The sequence below is a fragment of the Staphylococcus sp. HMSC34C02 genome, from assembly GCF_001838705.1.
Classification (GTDB): domain Bacteria; phylum Bacillota; class Bacilli; order Staphylococcales; family Staphylococcaceae; genus Staphylococcus; species Staphylococcus borealis.
In genome coordinates, this window is the sequence record NZ_KV838583.1 from 23,810 (window position 1) to 41,758 (window position 17,949).

Consider the following 17,949-nt stretch of genomic DNA (forward strand, 5'->3'; position numbering starts at 1 on the left):
TTACAGTTCGCATTAAATACGTTAATGTGTATTTTAAATTTAAATTAATGGAGGGTGACTATTAATGGTTACTCAAAATAAAAAGATATTGATTATTACCGGCTCATTTGGAAACGGACATTTACAGGTGACTCAAAGTGTTGTTGATCAACTTAACGAAATGAACTTGTCTCACCTATCAGTTATTGAGCATGACTTGTTTATGGAAGCACATCCAATTTTAACTTCTATTTGCAAAAAATGGTATATCAATAGCTTTAAATATTTTAGAAATATGTATAAGAACTTTTATTATAGTCGCCCTGATGAGTTAGATAAATGTTTTTATAAATATTATGGATTAAATAAATTGATCAATTTGCTGCTTAAAGAAAAGCCAGACTTAATCTTATTGACATTCCCTACACCAGTAATGTCAGTGTTGACTAAGCAATTTAACATGAACATTCCAATTGCAACGGTTATGACAGATTATCGTTTGCAAAAAAACTGGATAACGCCTAATTCTCATCGATATTATGTCGCTACTGAAGATACTAAGCGTGATTTTATCAATGCAGGTATTCCAGCTTCTGATATCAAAGTAACTGGCATACCAATTTCTGATAAGTTCGAATCTGATATCGATAAAGTAGTTTGGTTACAAAAGCATCATTTAAATCCTGATAAACCAACTATTTTAATGTCTGCAGGCGCATTTGGCGTTTCTAAAGGATTTGACTATATGATTGATAGTATCCTGAAGAAGAGTCCTCAATCACAAATCGTGATGATTTGCGGACGTAGTAAAGCACTAAAACGTACTTTAGAAGCACAATTTAAGTCATATGATAACGTACTCATTCTAGGTTATACCAAACATATGAATGAATGGATGGCTTCAAGTCAAATTATGATTACAAAACCAGGTGGGATTACAATTTCTGAAGGTTTAACACGTAGTTTACCAATGATATTTTTAAATCCTGCACCAGGTCAAGAACTTGAAAACGCATTGTATTTCCAAGATAAATCATACGGAAAAATTGCAAACACACCTGAGGAAGCTATCGAAATTGTTTCTGACTTAACTAATCATGAAGAACGATTACAAGCTATGACTAATAAAATGACTGAAGAAAAAGTTGATCATTCAACCTATAGATTATGTACCGATTTACTAAATATCCTGGACAGTTCATCACAACAACAGGAAATTTACGGAAAGGTACCTTTGTATGCCAAATTCTTCGTTAAGTAGTAAAGGAATTAGTAACAACTTTAAGATAATGCTCGTTATTTTATTCTTAATGGAATTTGCAAGAGGTATGTATGTATTAAGTTACGTTAATTACTTACCAACCGTTACTTCGATTGCAGTAGCAGTAACATCAGCGGCATTATCAATTCACTTTATATCCGATGCAGCAACAAATTTTGTCATTGGATTCCTCTTAAAAAAAATTGGTACTAAGCTAGTATTAACCCTAGGATTTTTATTAGCTTTTATGAGTTTATTCTTAGTCATTTGGTTTCCAGCTAACCCTATAGTAATCATTATTAGTGCAATCATGCTAGGTATTGCAGTTAGCCCTATATGGGTCATCATGTTATCAAGTGTAGAAGAAGCACAGCGTGGTAAACAAATGGGTTATGTCTACTTTTCTTGGTTGTTAGGTTTACTTGTTGGTTGGGCGTTTATGAATGTATTAGTTAAAATACATCCAACTCGATTTGCATTCATGATGTCACTCGTCGTAGTTATTGCATGGGTGTTGTATTATTTTGTTGACGTTAAATTAACAAATTATAATACGAAACCTGTGAGTGAACAATTAGGACAAATTGTCAACGTTATGAAACGCCATTTGGTATTATTCCCGGGCATTTTGTTACAAGGTGCATCTATCTCAGCGTTGTTACCTATACTACCAACATATGCGACAAAGGTAGTTGGTGTTAGTACAATTGAGTATACCGTTGCCATTGCTATCGGTGGCGCAGGTTGTGCGATTTCAATGCTATTCTTATCTAAGATTATCGATAAAAATAGTAAAGGATTTATGTATGCCGTTATTTTTGTAGGCTTTTTACTATTTACAGCATTTATCTTCGGTTTATCACTAGTAACCAATATTGTTGTCGTATGGATCGTAGCAATATTTATAGGATTAATGTATGGTATATTATTACCAGCATGGAATACATTTATGGCAGGACAAATTGACCCCGCTGAACAAGAGGAAACTTGGGGCGTCTTTAACAGCGTACAAGGCTTTGGCTCTATGATTGGTCCTTTATTTGGTGGTTTAATCGCTCAATTTTCTAACGGGCTAAGTAATACATTTTACTTTTCTGCCGCGATCTTTTTAATATTGGCTATTTTCTACGGCATTTATTTTATTAAGCGCCGAGGCAAAGTAAATCGTATATAATATAAAACACTAAAAAATCTAGTTAACGTGCAAACAATGTACATTAACTAGATTTTATTTTACTTATTATTTACAATTACGCTAATTTGAAAGTATCAATCACTTTCCATTTATCTTCATCCTCGTCATAGCGTAACAATGAAAGTTCTTCAATATTTTCTTTAAGGTCTACCCCTACTAATTCTACTTGACCAAATATATCTTCAAATTCTTGGCTTGTTAAACCTTGAGCAATTGTAAAGTGCGGTACAAATGGATGCTCCGCTTCACCATGAAAATCTTCAGTATTAAATAAATTGAAAAGCTGTTCTAATTCGTCAGTTTTAGCAACTTTAAAATAAATCACATTGTTAGTTGGTTTAAAACTTGAAGCTTTTGTTGCATGTACTTCAACTGGTTTAAAACCTTCTAATCTTTTTTTAACTTCTTCTTTTACTGAATCTAATTCATCATCATTGATTTCAAAGTGTGACTTGATCGTGATATGAGGCATGATACGTGCATATTCAGTATCATAACGTTTACGATAACCGTTCACTTCATCTTGAAATGATTTTGACGGAATTAATGCTAATCCTATATTCATTTAAATTCCTCCTTTGTTTAACATATTACCATTATAGCAAAATTCTATATTTTACGTTATTAGTTAGCAGAATTTTTTGAAAAGGTTTACAATAATTAAATATTTCATTTCGCATCATCAAAAAATCATTTTACAACCCGACACTGTACCCTTGATTCCCCTTTTCCTAATAAAACGAATTAAACTTCATCTGATGGTGCCGTTACTTCATCACCAAGAAAATACGTTAGTACATCTGGTAATAATGGCTTCCGAGATTTCCAAGTATGCCCGCCTTCAAACTCTAAATAATGGTAGGTCACACCCTTATCTTTAATCACATCTGCAAGCGCTCTATTTGGTGTTAAAAAGTTCGCACGTTCTCCCGTTGTTGGTAAAGCAAAATCTTCCTCTTCTAACCCTATCGCATGCCAAATAGATAATTCATTATACTGTAAGCAATGATTAAATTTATCTATAACTGTAGCATCTGAATGTGGACTAAGCATTGCAATTTGACTGAATATGGTTGGATACGTTAATGCAGTTAATAGTGCTATACTGCCTGCAAGACTATCACCCATTAAAATTCTGGCGTTTCCTACTTTATAGGTTGGAAACGTATGATCAATAAATGGTAGTAACTCTTTACCTACGGCTTGTATCGTCTTCTGACTTCTACTTCCTTGTGGATGAAACTCTTCTCGACGCTTATCAACATCTTCATAATGGAAACCGACAATAATTGCGCGTTGAATTTCATCCTCTCTTCTTAAACGTTCATATTCACGTTGAAGTCTTCCAAATCTTAAAAAATCTAACCCGTCAAAACAAATAATGACTTGATATTTGAATAGTTCAGAATAATCTTCAGGCAAATAAACTGATAATGTAACATCTCTTTCTAAGATATGACTATGTAAGATATGTTTATTAATTTTGCCTGCTTTAAAATTCGACATGACATTGACGCCCCCTAAATAGAATATACTCATTGTATCAAGTTCACGATGACTTTTAAATCTCTGAAAAAAACAAATGTTTCATATTCATGAAATTTGGTAATTTAATCATAGTTATTAGGGAAAGAAGACGATTTAATACGGATAAGCTTTTCCCCAGCTTGCTTTGCTTGTGGAATTTCTTTATGAAATTCTCTGTGCTGGGGCCCACCCCAGCTTGCTTTGCTTGTGGAATTTCTTTGCGAAATTCTCTGTGCTGGGGCCCCACCGTATTTTAATTTGAAAGTTGTGGTGTTGTTTTAGGTTTGTTGAAGGTTTGGTTTACGTATCTAAATTTAGGTGTGATGCATTTCTGAGTATTTCTTGAAGTTAAAATTTCCCTTTTTAACATGTCTTAATTGATATATACTTAATAAATAGTGAACAAATGAAAATAGGAGGACGTAAGCATATGCTTAACAAAGTTTGGTTTCGAACAGGTATTGCCCTAATTATCTTGTTCGTGCTAATTAAATTGTTTATGGAAGTACAAAGCGTTTTTGCACCTATTGTAACCATTATTGGTTCTGTGTTTCTTCCATTTATGATTAGCGGATTTTTATTTTATATCTGCTTACCTTTTCAAAATATTCTTGAAAAGTGGGGATTCCCACGTTGGGCAAGTATTACAACCATCTTTATTGGTTTAATTGCTATCATTGCAATCGTTGTCGCATTTATAGCACCAATCATTATTTCGAATGTGAACAGCTTAATTAAAGCGGCACCATCATTACAAAAAGAGGCTGAACAGATTGTTAATTTCTCACTTACTCAAATGGATAAACTTCCAAGTGACGTAACAGATAGAATTAATTCAGCCGTTAAATCAATGAGTGACAGTTTGACAGGTATTTTAGCCAACTCATTCTCTTACATTACGTCATTTATTTCAACTGTCTTCTTACTTATCATGGTCCCGTTCTTCTTAATTTACATGTTAAAAGATCATGAAAAATTTATTCCTGCGCTTGCTAAATTTTTCAAAGGAGAGCGTAAAGTATTTGTAGTCGATTTAATGAAAGATTTAAACTTCACTTTAAAATCATACATTCAAGGACAAGTGACAGTAAGTGTTATCCTAGGGGTTATTTTATATATTGGTTATACAATTATAGGCTTACCTTACACACCTTTATTAGTACTATTTGCCGGTGTAGCTAACTTAATTCCTTTCTTAGGACCATGGTTATCTTTTGCACCTGCAGGCATACTAGGTATAATTGATGGCCCTACTACATTTATTTGGGTTTGTGTGGTGACATTAATCGCGCAACAACTTGAAGGTAACGTCATTACGCCGAATGTTATGGGTAAATCTTTGAGTATTCACCCACTTACTATCATTGTAGTTATTTTAGCTGCAGGAGATTTAGGTGGCTTTACACTTATTTTAATTGCCGTCCCTCTTTATGCAGTACTTAAGACCCTCGCAAGCAATGTCTTTAAATATCGTCAACGTATTATTGATAAAGCGAATAGCGACGTCAAAGATTAATTTGATACAAATGTATAATATATTTTAGGAGTAGGTTTGAATTTATTACGAATTCAAATCTACTCCCTTTTTTTGAAAAAAGAGAACGGGACAGAATTTAAAATAAATTCGTTGTCCCGCTCCCATATTAAATGTATTCATTATTTTATTGCGTGGAAACCACTATCTACGTGAATGTTCTCTCCAGTCACACCGCTTGAGAAATCACTTAATAAATAAGCAGCTGTTTTACCTACTTCTTCTTGATCTACATTTCGTCTTAATGGTGCACGTTCTTCAATTTCTTTAAGGATTGTATTGAAGCCACCGACACCTTTAGCACTTAATGTACGAATTGGACCTGCAGAGATCGCATTGACACGAATATTATCTGGACCTAAATCATAGGCTAAATATTTCACATTCGCTTCTAAACTTGCTTTCGCTACGCCCATAACGTTATAGTTTTGAACAGCAAATTCGCCACCAAGATATGTTGTTGCAACAATACTACCACCATTTGGCATTAATTTCTTCGCTTCATGTGCAACAATTGTTAATGAATAAGAGCTGATATCTTGAGCAAGTAAGAAACCTTCTCTTGATGTTTCTGAGAAACGGCCACGTAAATCTTCGATATTAGCAAAAGCGATAGAATGATATACACCATCAATATTGCCTACTTCTTCGCCAATTTTCGCGAAACCATTGACTACATCTTCATCTTTTTGAACATCAATTTGATATAGTTTAGGATCTTCTTGATTTAATTGTTCTAATAATTTTTCTAATTCTTTGCGGCTACGGTCTTTACGATACGTGAAAACAAGTTTAGCCCCTAATTGATCTAATACCTTTGCAACGCCAAATCCGATACTACGTTTATTAGCAATACCCATAATTACGAAGGTTTTATTTTCAAGGTTAATCATTCGAAATAACTCCTTAATCATCGATTTTTTATATCTTAATCTCACTGTACAAACAATGAAGACTAATCTAACATTATTATTCTACCATTTTTGCTTCATAATTATAAAGTGATATTATTACCTGGTCATATAATGAGAGAGTGGGATAGAATTCTTTTTAAATTCTCTGTCCCACTCCCTCACGTTTGTTTTTGATTTTCGTAAATCAATAATAAAACTCTAAATCTGATTTTAATTCATCAACGTACTCTTTCGAGCCCGTTACGATAAGTCTATCTTTATACCTTAATTGTGTATCACCATGAGGAACGATGGATTCATTGTTACGGATAATTCGTACAAAGATAATGTCACCGCCAAATGGGAAATTACGTAACTGAATATTTTCATATTGATGATTTAACATTTCAATTTCATATAATGATGTTTCCACATTGCTTAAAATGTTCAACATATTTGGTGTTTCGATTAAGCCTTGTAAGAAGATTTTATTACTAATGAAGTTACTGAATACTTCAATACCTTCACCTTTCATTTCTTCATCTTCATTACTGTTTTCTAATCGACAAATAACGCGCTTAACATCATGTGCTTTAGCTAATTTAGCGACTTCTCGGTTAAGACTATCATCGTTAGCAGAACAAACTACAATATCTTGATTGAATAATCCTAATCTTTCTAAGAGGTGTTCCTCATAGTGCGCGATTTCAACCACAGTTATATGATCCGATAAATTACGTTTATCTCCTAAATCTTTACGATAATATAAGGTCACGTTATAAAGATGTGGTGATAAGTTTTGCACAATTGGAATCGTCAACTGATTCTTACCTATTAACGCAATATCAATTTTGCGATTAGCCTCATCCGGAATTGGAAACATTTTCTTGAAAATAATTGGTACAAACACACAAGTAATAATCGCACTTAAAATAAGTATGCCTGACATTTCAGAAGATATCGTATTTAATTGTTCTGCAATTTTAGCAGATGCAATGACTAATGATAGTGTTGACGTTAATAAAAATGCTGATGCTATTGTTGTCTTGCTGTCAAACCATCGTCGAATAAAGAAAACTGGAATTAATTTCGAAATAATAAAAGCGATAATTAATACTGGAATGATTAATAATAGTGATGGTTCTTTAATTAATGACGGAATATTTAAATCAACACCCACCATAATAAAGAAGATTGGAATAAAGAACCCATATCCAAATGAATCGAGCGTATGCACTAATTCTTCGTCTGGTTTCAGTAAAGATACAACGACGCCAGCTAAGAATGCGCCTAGTATGTATTCAGCGCCTACCCCTTCAGCAAGTGCGACTAAAAGAATGATAAGGGCAAATATTGCTCTGATACCAATTTGTGTTGTGCCACCAATTAAACGGTGTAAAAATTTCATACGCTTAAATACAACACCTAATATATAGAAAATGGCCGTAAAGACAAGCAGAATTGCTGAAAGCCATACAGAACCATTACCACTACCATTGATACCACCGTATATAGTTAACAGTACCATTGTCACTAAATCGGCTAATACGGCCACTAACAATATAAATTGACCAATGGTCGTACGCATGATATTCATTTCTTTCAATGTCGGTACGACAACACCTAGTGATATCGTTGAAATAATAATAATCATTAACAAGACATCATCTACTAGCCCTAACCATTTGAACGCGTATGCTAATATAACAGAAATAATCATGATAAAAGCAAACACAGTTAAGGCTAAGTTAAGATGACTTGGTACATTCTTTTCATGCTTATTAGTACCTTGTCGATTTCTTTTATCCTTTTTAAACGTACTAAAATCAATTTCTAGCCCACTTAAAAACATTAAAAAGATAAACCCTAAAGTTGATAATATGTTCAGCATACTATCTTTATGTACTAAATTTAAAAAAGACTGACCAATAATAATCCCCATTATAATTTCAGCTACGACAACTGGTAAAAAATTGATGTTCAGCCTATTGATAATAATTGGTGTTAAAAAAGCTGCTAGAACTACAATAACTAGTGAAAAAAACTCCATTTTGTCCCCCTATGTTAAATATGACATGAATGTTGTTGCTAAACCAAAGTAAATTAACATACTTACAATATCATTTATCGTTGTAATAAATGGTCCACTGGCTACAGCTGGATCAATATTCAATTTATTCATAAACAATGGAATCATAGAACCAACTAATGTACCAACTGTCATCGCAATAGTCAGACTGCCCCCTACAATTAAAGCTAAAAATGGTTGTCTATAAATGACAACGATGATAATAAATAAGACAGTGGCACACACTAATCCTGATAGTAAGCCACTTCCCGCTTCTCTTAAAGCAACCTTAAATTTACTTTGCTCATCAATTTCTCCAGTTGAAATATTACGTACAGACACCGCTAATGATTGCGTACCAGAGTTCCCAGACATACCACTAATAATTGGTATAAATGCTGCTAACAACGCAACTTGTGATAATGTTGATTCAAAACTTCCTAATATTGTGGCAGTAATCATTCCTAAAAATGTAAGTATGATTAACCAAGGTAGTCGTTTAGTCGCGGTTTTGACAACAGAATCATTCGTAGAGTCGATATCAGATACCCCGGCTAAACGTGAGTAGTCTTCACTCGCTTCTTCATCCATGACATCTAAAATATCATCGATTGTAATAATACCTAATAAATGTTGTTGATAATCAATAACTGGCATAGCGATAAAGTCATAATCTCTCATCTTTTGTGCTACATCTTCTTGGTCATCAGCTACATTAACACTAATGACACGTTCACTCATGATATCTTCAATATAAGCATCATTTTCTGCCACGATTAAATCTCTTAAAGATAATACACCAACTAATTGTCCGTCCGTGTTTACGGCAAAAATAACATAAATTGTTTCGGCATCTGGTGCTTGTTCTTTTACTAACATTAATGCTTCTTTAACCGGTGTATTCACATCAAGCGAAATATATTCCGTCGTCATAATACCGCCGGCTGTATCTTCTTCGTAATGTAATAGATGCTTAATTTCATTTGCATCTTCACGGTTCATTAATGTTAACAAGCTAGCTACTTTCGGTTTTGACAGCTCATTTAAAATATCTACAGCATTATCGGAAGACATTTCTTCTAATACTTTACTCGCATAATGCGCATTCATCGTATCAAAGAGGTCCTCATATGCTTCATCATCAATCTCTAATTGTTCAAAGAATTCCCCAACTTCTTGTGGTGATAAAAATTCAAATATTTTTTGTCTGTTCTCATTCGTTGTATCTTCAAAGTATTCACTTTGTTCATATTCATGCATTGCTAGAAATTCTTCTCTAAAACGATCAATATCATCTTGTATTAATAACTCGTCTAACAAATTTTGGTTATAGACTTCCTCATTGTTATAGTCATTATTTTCTGTTTCTAATGACAACGTCAGCACCTCCAAATCTTATTATAATTCTGTATATATCTTGTCTAGCCATTTATAATCTATCTCTATCTCAATCTCTTTATTATAAATCGGATGTATGAATGTCACTTTATAACATTGTAAAGATTGCGTATGAATTGTAGGATGACTTCCTTCGTATAAATCATCGCCTACAAGTGGATGCCCAATATAATTAAAGTGAACGCGTATTTGGTGTGTACGCCCGGTATGTAACTTAATTTCACATAGGCTCGCATTAGGTTTATGCGCAATCGCTTTATACGATGTTTTAGCGTATTTCCCCAAATGATCTACCTTCCTAGTGATAATACTTTGACTATCTCTTGCAATTGGCGCTTCTATCACACCGTCGATTGGCGTTTGACCATAACACACGCACATATATCGTTTTTCTAGAGCCATCGTCGACATTAAATGATGGATATGCCCATACTTAGCAAATACAACAATGCCACGGGTATTACGATCTAAACGTGTAACAATATGCGGTACAATAACTGAATGCGTAAATTGTCCATCATTCAAATAGTACAATACGCGTTCTATCAAACTATCATGTGGATGTTCTCTTGATGGTGTACTATTTAAATGATGCGGTTTAGAAACAATAATTAAATAATCGTCTTCATATAGCACTTCAACAGGGTTATCGGAAGGTATTAAATACGCACTAGGTATTTCTTCAGGCAACTCAATGGTTAATTCATCACCCGGCATCATCATTTTCCTAACGGTGACATGCTTATTATTAATAATTAAAGCGCCATTAAGTTTAATGGCGCTAATTGTCTTTTTAGAGTATTGATGACGCTGTAAAAAAGACTTAAGCAGTTCATTATGCTGAATCTTATATACAAATTTCATCGACCATCTTCACTCTCTATAAATGAATCATGTACCCTTTTCCAGAATGGGAATGGTCTAAATCTAGCAAATCGAACTTTCTCGTTCGCTACTCTAAATTGGATACCATTGACATTTTTATGTTTTAAACTCACATGATCAATTGTGGTAAGTATCGTGTCGTGATTAACTGGTGTGATTAAGCATGTATGATGCTTAGGCAAAACAAGTGGTGACCCCACTGTTCTAAAAACTCTATTATTGATAGAAGCAATTTCAGCGATTTGCATGGCTTCAAGTGAAGGATGTATTAACGCACCACCTAATGCTTTATTATAGGCAGTAGAACCTGATGGTGTTGAAATACATAATCCATCACCTCTAAAACGCTCAAATTGTTTCCCACGAATACCTACATCCACAACGAGTGTCGATCCATTTTCAGTCTTCATCGTTGCTTCATTTAAAGCTAAATAACGTGTTTCATAACCATTATCATTGTATCTCACAATAATTTCTAACAATGGATATTCAATGACTTGAAATTCAGAATTATTAATTTCGATAATTAATTTTTCCACTTCATGAGGCAACCAATCAGCATAAAATCCTAAATGACCTGTATGTACACCGACAAACGCCACCTGTGACAACATATGACTATATTGGTGAAAAGCCTGGAGCAACGTTCCATCTCCACCTACCGAAATCACTATTTCTGGATTAACGGCATCTTCTACCATATGGAAGTCTTTCATATGATTTATCATTTTATGCTTTAATGCATTGGATTTCGAATCACCTTTTGACAAGATTGTATAACGCATCCCCACACCTCATTAGTCATGTTTTTTTGCACGTTTTTGAGAATAATATTTCTGTGCTTCTTGAATTTCATCTTTAATCTCAGACATTTCCTCGTCTAGAAGATATGCCGCTTCTGCTGCACGTTCAAGACGATGCTGAATTTCTGCTGGATAATCACCGTCATATTTATATCTAAGTGTATGTTCGATTGTAGCCCAGAAATTCATCGCTAATGTTCGAATTTGGATTTCCGCTAAAATAGCTTTCTGACCATTTAGCGTTTCAATCGGATACTCAATAATCACATGATATGAACGATAACCACTTTGTTTCGTATTATTAATATAGTCACGTTCTTCAATTACCTTGAAATCCTGGCGCTGTCTAAGCATATTAACCACAACGTCAATATCATCCACAAATTGACACATCATTCTTAGACCGGCAATATCATACATCTCTTCACGCAGTCGATCAAATGGTATACCCCTTTTATTCGCCTTATCAATAATACTCGTAATTGGTTTTACTCGACCAGTAACGAATTCAATGGGTGAAGCATCTTCTCCAACTTCATATTGCTTACGCAAACCTTTTAATTTTACCTTTAACTCATCAACGGCTTGTTTATATGGTGTTAAAAATTGATCCCATTGATTCATATTGTTTCACTCCGCTTCACTTTAGGTCAAAAGTTTCTTCAACAGCTGAAACAAACTCCTTACCATAGTTATTATTTCCTTCAACATTCTCAAGGATATAATCTAATTCCTCTTGAAAATGTTCTAATTCCAATTCATCGTTTACAATTAATTTCTTGCCTCTATTCTCATGCAACATGGACCATGTTTCTTGAACGAAAATCAAGTAATCATACGATTGTCCATCATCTAATAAGTAGGCAAATCCATAATTATCACTATCAACAAGCATTTGCCCTACTTCTACTAACCCATCGGTTGGATCTTCTGAGTAGCAATAAATGCCATCGTCTTTAATTTTAATTTCATTTACATAAATACGCATGCTTGTTCCTCCTTATTATTCTTTACTAGTTTAACATAATTCAACTGCATAACACACGTTTGAAATGCACTTATTAATCGTTTAGTCCTGTTCAATTAACGCCGTTACGTCGCCTTTAGACGCATCATTTTATAATCTATACTTTTTTGCTCATATTTACTTATTTCACACAACTTTAATTACTTTAAATTTTGATACAACTCAGTCATAATGTATTACAATAAATGGATTACGAGGTGCAAGTTATGGCTACAAATAATGAAATTGAATTCAAACAATTACTAAATAAAGACGTATACGATAAATTTAAGCATGCATTTTTTGAACATAAAGAACCTTTTACTCAAACAAACTATTATATTGATACGCCAAGTTTCACATTACGTAATCATAAGTCAGCATTACGTATTCGTGTTAAAAATGATACATACGAATTGACCTTAAAAGTACCAGCCGAAGTAGGTTTAATGGAATACAATCATATGGTGACGTATCACCCAAACACTGGTGATGTGATATCCACGCACACATTACCACATGATATTCGAGACATTATTGAATCATATGGTGTTAATGACAATGAACTCACTATATTAGGTGCACTAACAACAGCGCGTCTGGAAACAACTTATCAAGACGAATTATTAGTATTAGATAAAAGTGATTATTTCGACAAGGTTGATTATGAATTAGAATTTGAAGTTAATGATTATAACAGTGGCTTGCAGAAATTTAATAAGCTATTAAATGAATTTAATCTTGAACACACTGTACCGAAAAATAAAGTACAACGTTTCTTCGACTACAAGAACCAAATTGAGAACTAATCAAACGTCATTGTAAAAAGTCAAATTACTTTTAAATGTAAAAATTCATGTTATATTAGTAATATATTAATGGAAATTGGTGATATTATGTCTAAAACGCCATACGATATTATAGGTGAAACAGCACTCTACAATATGATTGATCATTTCTATTCTTTAGTCGAAAAAGATGATAGAATCAATCATTTGTTTCCTGGGGATTTTGCCGAAACGAGTAGAAAACAAAAACAATTTCTCACTCAATTTCTTGGTGGACCAAACCTATATACTGAAGAACACGGACATCCGATATTAAAAAAGAGACACATGGAATTTAAAATAACAACTTACGAAAGAGATGCATGGTTAGAAAATATGCATATTGCAATAACCGATGCGCAATTTCCAGCTGGCGTCGGAGATTACTTATATGAACGATTACGTCTAACCGCAAATCACATGGTAAATTCCTAAATATAATTGAAGGTGAGTAAAACATGGCTGAAGAACTAAAAATCGTAGACAATAAAAGTCGTGAAGATGCTAATCTGTCACCTGTAAATAAAATTGAAATTTATTCATTTTTCGATCCGTTTAATGCAGATTGCTTTAAATTATCAGCGATTATTTCTAAATTAAGAATTGAATATAATCAATATATCCGTATCAGACATATTCTAAACCCTTCATTGAAAGTACTTACTAAGTGCCAAGCTCAAAGTACCTCTGATTTTGATAATATCGCCTTAGCTTATAAAGCCGCTGAATTACAAGGGCGTTTAAGAGCAGAGCGTTTTATACATTTAATGCAAAATGAAATCATCCCTAAGAAGGATATTATTACGGAAGAGATGATTTGTGACTGTATCATCAACGCAGGTTTAGATTACAATGAATTTAAAGAAGATCTACAAAAGCGCAAACTAACTGAAAGTTTAAAAATAGATTTACACATTGCTCGAGAAATGGAAATTGAACAGGCACCTTCACTTGTATTCTTCAGTGAAGATGTTCATGAGGAAGGACTCAAAGTCGAAGGATTGTATCCATATCATATATATACTTACATCATTAACGAATTAATGGGTACCCCAATTGAGAAAAATCTTCCACCAAAAATTGAGGAATATATTCAAAAGAAACAACTTGTCACTATGGAAGAATTATTAACCATTTACGAGTGGCCCGAAAAGTTATTGACCAAAGAACTAAAAAAATTGGCATTACAACAAAAAGTTGAAAAACTTCAATATCCTGAAGGCGATTTTTGGCAATCAAAAATGCCTAGAATTTAATTAAAAACAACCAATCATTGCAGAGTCGCTTTGATTGGTTGTTTTTTGATCGTTTAACTTACTTAAGGTTGTACAACCCCATTTTTTATTTTCACATTACTTCCTTTTTGAAGCTTATCAAATTGATGCTTTGGCAACACAACAACTCTATCTCCTTGCTTTGTCTTAATAGTCACTGTATATAATGTCTCTTTAGCTTTCATTTGATGTTTTAACATATTCATTTGATAGTTAACGCTATGTTTATGTTCTTGAGATGAATTAGCAATCATATAATAAAATAGCCAATTGTTATAGAAGTTTGTTGCCATAAATTGTGATGGTACAGAAGCATATGGACTATATTTGTAATTAGGATTTAAAAGTGCACGTGTTTGATGATTGTAGCGACTTGAATGATATGTGTTTTTAGCTTTAGTATTATGAGCTATATTACTCGTTTTAGACGCTTGCGCTGCAGCACGTTGGCTAGACAGTCTCGATGCACGAGAAGCGTTAACTGCACTAGAGCGATTCATAGTTGAACTTGAAGACGATGTCGTTCTAGTTGCTGCACTACTTGAAGATACACTGCTTGAACTTGAAGACGATGAACTACTTGATGTGCCACCATTTGAAGTTGTAGCATGTAACTGATGATGCGTCATTTCAAACATATAAAGTAAGCTCACAATACAAATGCAACTTATCAACTTTAATATTTTGTTCACTAAGTCGTCGCCCTCCTATTTAGTTACTTGATCTTTTGAAATTACTTTTCCTTCTACATCATCATCGCCATAAGTCATATACGGTGGTCGATAGACATGTATATTTTTACCATCTTTAATGATGTAAGGTTTTTCATTACCATCGCTTAATATATGTTCATAAACATGATCTAAACTTGTGCGCTCAATATGTGGGTGCTTTTCTTTATCATTATATTTAATTTCAACATTAGGCGAATCTTCATCACCATCATTTAAGACTTCGTAATATACATACTCAAATTTTTCTGATTTCTTACTGTCATTTGATGGTTCCTTTTGTTCCCCATCGTCACAAGCAGCTAAAACAATTGTTAAGCAAATCATAGACAATAACAAAGTAAATTTTTTCATTGATACTCCCCTTTCAAATTGATTAAATATAAAATTAAATCACGACTTAATTTTAACAAATTAATATTAAAAATCATCATGTAATAGAAAAGGGAATAAAACTATTTATAAAATAAGAGATAATAAACTGAGATGGTTATTAAAAGGCATAAAAAAACGCCGTGTCTGATTACACGACGCTAAACAAAGGGGATGGGAGAAATTTTTCACTTCAAACAAAGGGGTATGTTTGTTATGTGATTAATTTCATGTTCATAATATAACACGCTAAAATAGGTGTTTCAATAATAAAGTCCCTTTATTTTTAAATTGTCACAAACTTGCCATATTGTAAACGTATACAGTTATTTTAAGCTTTCATTAACTTTTCAAACGCATCTAATTTTTGCTCAAAAACTTCACAAGCTTGCTCAATAGGTTCTGGAGATGTCATATCCACACCTGCATTTTTCAGAATTTCAATTGGGTAATTAGAACTTCCTTTTTTCAAGAATTCATTAATATATCTATCTACAGCTGGTTTACCCTCAGTAAGAATTTGATGACTTAAACTTTGTGCGGCACTATAACCTGTTGCATATTGATATACATAATAGTTCATATAGAAGTGAGGAATACGTGACCATTCTTTGCTAATATTGTCATCTGTTTCAACAACATCACCAAAATATTGTTGATTCAATTTAGCATATTCCTCATTCATACGTGTTGCCGTCAATGGTTCACCCGCTTCTTCAATTTGATGAATTTTATGTTCAAATTCTGCAAACATTGTTTGACGGAATAAAGTCGCTCTGAATCTTTCAAGTTCTTGATTTAACAATAATAAACGACGTTCATCATCTAAATGTTTATCCATATAATCACTTAATAACGCTTCGTTACAAGTTGATGCAACTTCAGCAACAAAGATTGAATAGTCACTAGAATTTGATGGTTGATATTTACGACTGAAATAACTATGTGCTGAATGACCAAACTCATGAATTAGTGTATATAAGTCAGAGACAGTATCTGACCAGTTTAATAGAATAAACGGATTAGTTAAGTGCGCACCAGATGAGTAACCACCTGAACGTTTACCTTTATTCTCATATACGTCTACCCAACGATTATTTAAACCTTCTTTAACAACATCAAGATATGTTTCACCCATTGGCTCTAACGCTTTAAGCATCCATTCTTTCGCTTCTTCATAAGGCATTTCAAATTTAACGTCCTTAACCATTGGCGTATATAAATCGTACATTTTCAGCTCATCAACGTCTAATAATTCTTTTCTTAGTTTCGTATATCTGTGTAATAATGGTAAATATTTATGCACGGTCTTAATCAAATTATCGTACACTTCTTCAGGAATATGGTTGTTACTTAACGCACGCTCACGAGCTGTTTTATAATGATGTGTTCGAGCATTAAACACATTCTTCTTAACTTCACCTGCTAAAGTTGATCCTAGAGTATTATTGTAAGCACCATATGCTTTATATAAATTATTATATGCAGATTGACGTAATACTCGATCATCTGATTCTAAATATTTAATAAAAATGCCTTGCGTTAATGGATGTTTCTCACCATTTTTATCGACCGCATCTTCAAATTCCAGATCAGCATTACTGAACATACCATATACATTACTTGGTGTAGACAATGCATCTTGTGCTTCAGTTAATAATCTTTCTTGTTCTGCATCTAAAATGTGTGGTCGTTTTTCGTTAATCAATTTCAAGTCAAATTCGTAACGTTTTAATTCATTATTCTCATTAATAAAAGATTGTAATTTATCTTCATCAATTTGAAGTATTTCAGGTACTAAGAAACTCCATGCTGAACTTATTTTAATGATAAGTTGATGCGCACGTGATTCAAAACCAGTATATTTATCATTTGATGTGTCTTGGTCTTGTTTTAAATGTGCATAAACATATACTTTTTCAAGTTTAGTACTAATTTCATCTTCTAATGATAACGCATTGTATAACGTTTCCGAGCTATCACCTAAGTGTCCTTTAAATTGTTCTTCTTTACCTAGATAACCTTCAACCTCTTTTAATGCGGCTTCGAAAGCTTCATCACTCTCAAAAATTGTTGTTAAATCCCACGTATCATTTGGATATTTACGTTCTTGCTCTTCTCTTGTTAATTGTTGACTCATATAGTAAACCTCCTATAATAACTAATGGTATAATTTTCTCATTATTCCCTTTGAAT

Annotated in this window: 18 protein-coding genes; 6 read left to right on the plus strand and 12 right to left on the minus strand. The window is 33.2% G+C overall.

Going from position 1 to position 17,949, the window contains the following annotated elements; all coding sequences use genetic code 11:
* Positions 1-64 precede the first annotated feature (64 nt).
* Positions 65-1,240: a diglucosyl diacylglycerol synthase gene (locus HMPREF3239_RS06320; protein ID WP_070855079.1), complete on the plus strand. Its 1,176-nt coding sequence runs from the start codon at positions 65-67 to the stop codon at positions 1,238-1,240.
* Complete coding sequence (gene ltaA / locus HMPREF3239_RS06325; RefSeq protein WP_070855159.1) at positions 1,218-2,414, plus strand: lipoteichoic acid biosynthesis MFS flippase LtaA; 1,197 nt, start codon at positions 1,218-1,220, stop codon at positions 2,412-2,414. Before HMPREF3239_RS06320 ends, ltaA begins: the two co-directional genes overlap by 23 nt.
* Before the next feature lie 76 nt (positions 2,415-2,490).
* On the opposite strand, the gene HMPREF3239_RS06330 is transcribed toward ltaA, so the two are convergent.
* Positions 2,491-3,000, minus strand: coding sequence for a YjcG family protein (locus tag HMPREF3239_RS06330; RefSeq protein WP_053029679.1), 510 nt, complete (start codon positions 2,998-3,000; stop codon positions 2,491-2,493).
* Between the two features lie 179 nt (positions 3,001-3,179).
* Positions 3,180-3,941 (minus strand): esterase family protein, encoded by a 762-nt coding sequence (locus HMPREF3239_RS06335; protein WP_070855080.1) that lies wholly within the window; start codon positions 3,939-3,941, stop codon positions 3,180-3,182.
* A gap of 451 nt (positions 3,942-4,392) precedes the next feature.
* Here HMPREF3239_RS06335 and cozEa point away from each other — a divergent pair, with 451 nt between their 5' ends.
* The gene (cozEa, locus tag HMPREF3239_RS06340; RefSeq protein WP_053029682.1) at positions 4,393-5,478 is read left to right on the plus strand and encodes a lipoteichoic acid biosynthesis protein CozEa; all 1,086 of its coding nucleotides are present in this window, start codon (positions 4,393-4,395) and stop codon (positions 5,476-5,478) included.
* 140 nt (positions 5,479-5,618) lie between these two features.
* Here the strand turns inward: cozEa and fabI are convergent, their stop codons facing one another.
* From fabI to HMPREF3239_RS06375, 7 genes are all read right to left on the minus strand, one after another.
* Positions 5,619-6,389, minus strand: a complete 771-nt coding sequence (gene fabI / locus HMPREF3239_RS06345) for an enoyl-ACP reductase FabI (RefSeq protein ID WP_053029684.1) — start codon at positions 6,387-6,389, stop codon at positions 5,619-5,621.
* 205 nt (positions 6,390-6,594) lie between these two features.
* Positions 6,595-8,439 carry a monovalent cation:proton antiporter family protein gene (locus HMPREF3239_RS06350; RefSeq protein WP_053029686.1) on the minus strand — a complete coding sequence of 615 codons (1,845 nt, stop codon included), beginning with the start codon at positions 8,437-8,439 and terminating at the stop codon, positions 6,595-6,597.
* A gap of 9 nt (positions 8,440-8,448) precedes the next feature.
* Entirely contained in the window at positions 8,449-9,834 is a 1,386-nt protein-coding gene (gene mgtE / locus HMPREF3239_RS06355; protein WP_053029688.1) for a magnesium transporter, read from the minus strand.
* 21 nt (positions 9,835-9,855) lie between these two features.
* Positions 9,856-10,719 carry an RluA family pseudouridine synthase gene (locus tag HMPREF3239_RS06360; protein WP_070855081.1) on the minus strand — a complete coding sequence of 288 codons (864 nt, stop codon included), beginning with the start codon at positions 10,717-10,719 and terminating at the stop codon, positions 9,856-9,858.
* Complete coding sequence (locus HMPREF3239_RS06365) at positions 10,716-11,525, minus strand: NAD kinase (protein WP_011276221.1); 810 nt, start codon at positions 11,523-11,525, stop codon at positions 10,716-10,718. Before HMPREF3239_RS06365 ends, HMPREF3239_RS06360 begins: the two co-directional genes overlap by 4 nt.
* A gap of 12 nt (positions 11,526-11,537) precedes the next feature.
* Positions 11,538-12,167 carry a GTP diphosphokinase gene (locus tag HMPREF3239_RS06370; RefSeq protein ID WP_011276222.1) on the minus strand — a complete coding sequence of 210 codons (630 nt, stop codon included), beginning with the start codon at positions 12,165-12,167 and terminating at the stop codon, positions 11,538-11,540.
* A 16-nt stretch (positions 12,168-12,183) separates the two neighbouring features.
* Positions 12,184-12,531 (minus strand): UPF0738 family protein, encoded by a 348-nt coding sequence (locus HMPREF3239_RS06375; RefSeq protein WP_070855082.1) that lies wholly within the window; start codon positions 12,529-12,531, stop codon positions 12,184-12,186.
* Between the two features lie 245 nt (positions 12,532-12,776).
* Between HMPREF3239_RS06375 and HMPREF3239_RS06380 the strand changes: the two genes are divergently transcribed.
* The 3 genes from HMPREF3239_RS06380 to yjbH all read left to right on the plus strand — a co-directional run bounded on the left by HMPREF3239_RS06380 (position 12,777) and on the right by yjbH (position 14,632).
* Entirely contained in the window at positions 12,777-13,358 is a 582-nt protein-coding gene (locus HMPREF3239_RS06380) for a CYTH domain-containing protein (protein ID WP_070855083.1), read from the plus strand.
* 87 nt (positions 13,359-13,445) lie between these two features.
* Positions 13,446-13,811, plus strand: coding sequence for a truncated hemoglobin YjbI (locus HMPREF3239_RS06385; RefSeq protein ID WP_070855084.1), 366 nt, complete (start codon positions 13,446-13,448; stop codon positions 13,809-13,811).
* 23 nt (positions 13,812-13,834) lie between these two features.
* Positions 13,835-14,632, plus strand: coding sequence for a protease adaptor protein YjbH (yjbH, locus tag HMPREF3239_RS06390; protein ID WP_053029700.1), 798 nt, complete (start codon positions 13,835-13,837; stop codon positions 14,630-14,632).
* A gap of 62 nt (positions 14,633-14,694) precedes the next feature.
* Here the strand turns inward: yjbH and HMPREF3239_RS06395 are convergent, their stop codons facing one another.
* From HMPREF3239_RS06395 to pepF, 3 genes are all read right to left on the minus strand, one after another.
* Complete coding sequence (locus HMPREF3239_RS06395; RefSeq protein WP_070855085.1) at positions 14,695-15,342, minus strand: hypothetical protein; 648 nt, start codon at positions 15,340-15,342, stop codon at positions 14,695-14,697.
* Positions 15,343-15,357: 15 nt separating this feature from the next.
* Positions 15,358-15,735, minus strand: coding sequence for a hypothetical protein (locus HMPREF3239_RS06400; RefSeq protein ID WP_053029704.1), 378 nt, complete (start codon positions 15,733-15,735; stop codon positions 15,358-15,360).
* A gap of 349 nt (positions 15,736-16,084) precedes the next feature.
* Entirely contained in the window at positions 16,085-17,893 is a 1,809-nt protein-coding gene (gene pepF / locus HMPREF3239_RS06405; RefSeq protein ID WP_070855086.1) for an oligoendopeptidase F, read from the minus strand.
* Between the last annotated feature and the right edge of the window lie 56 nt (positions 17,894-17,949).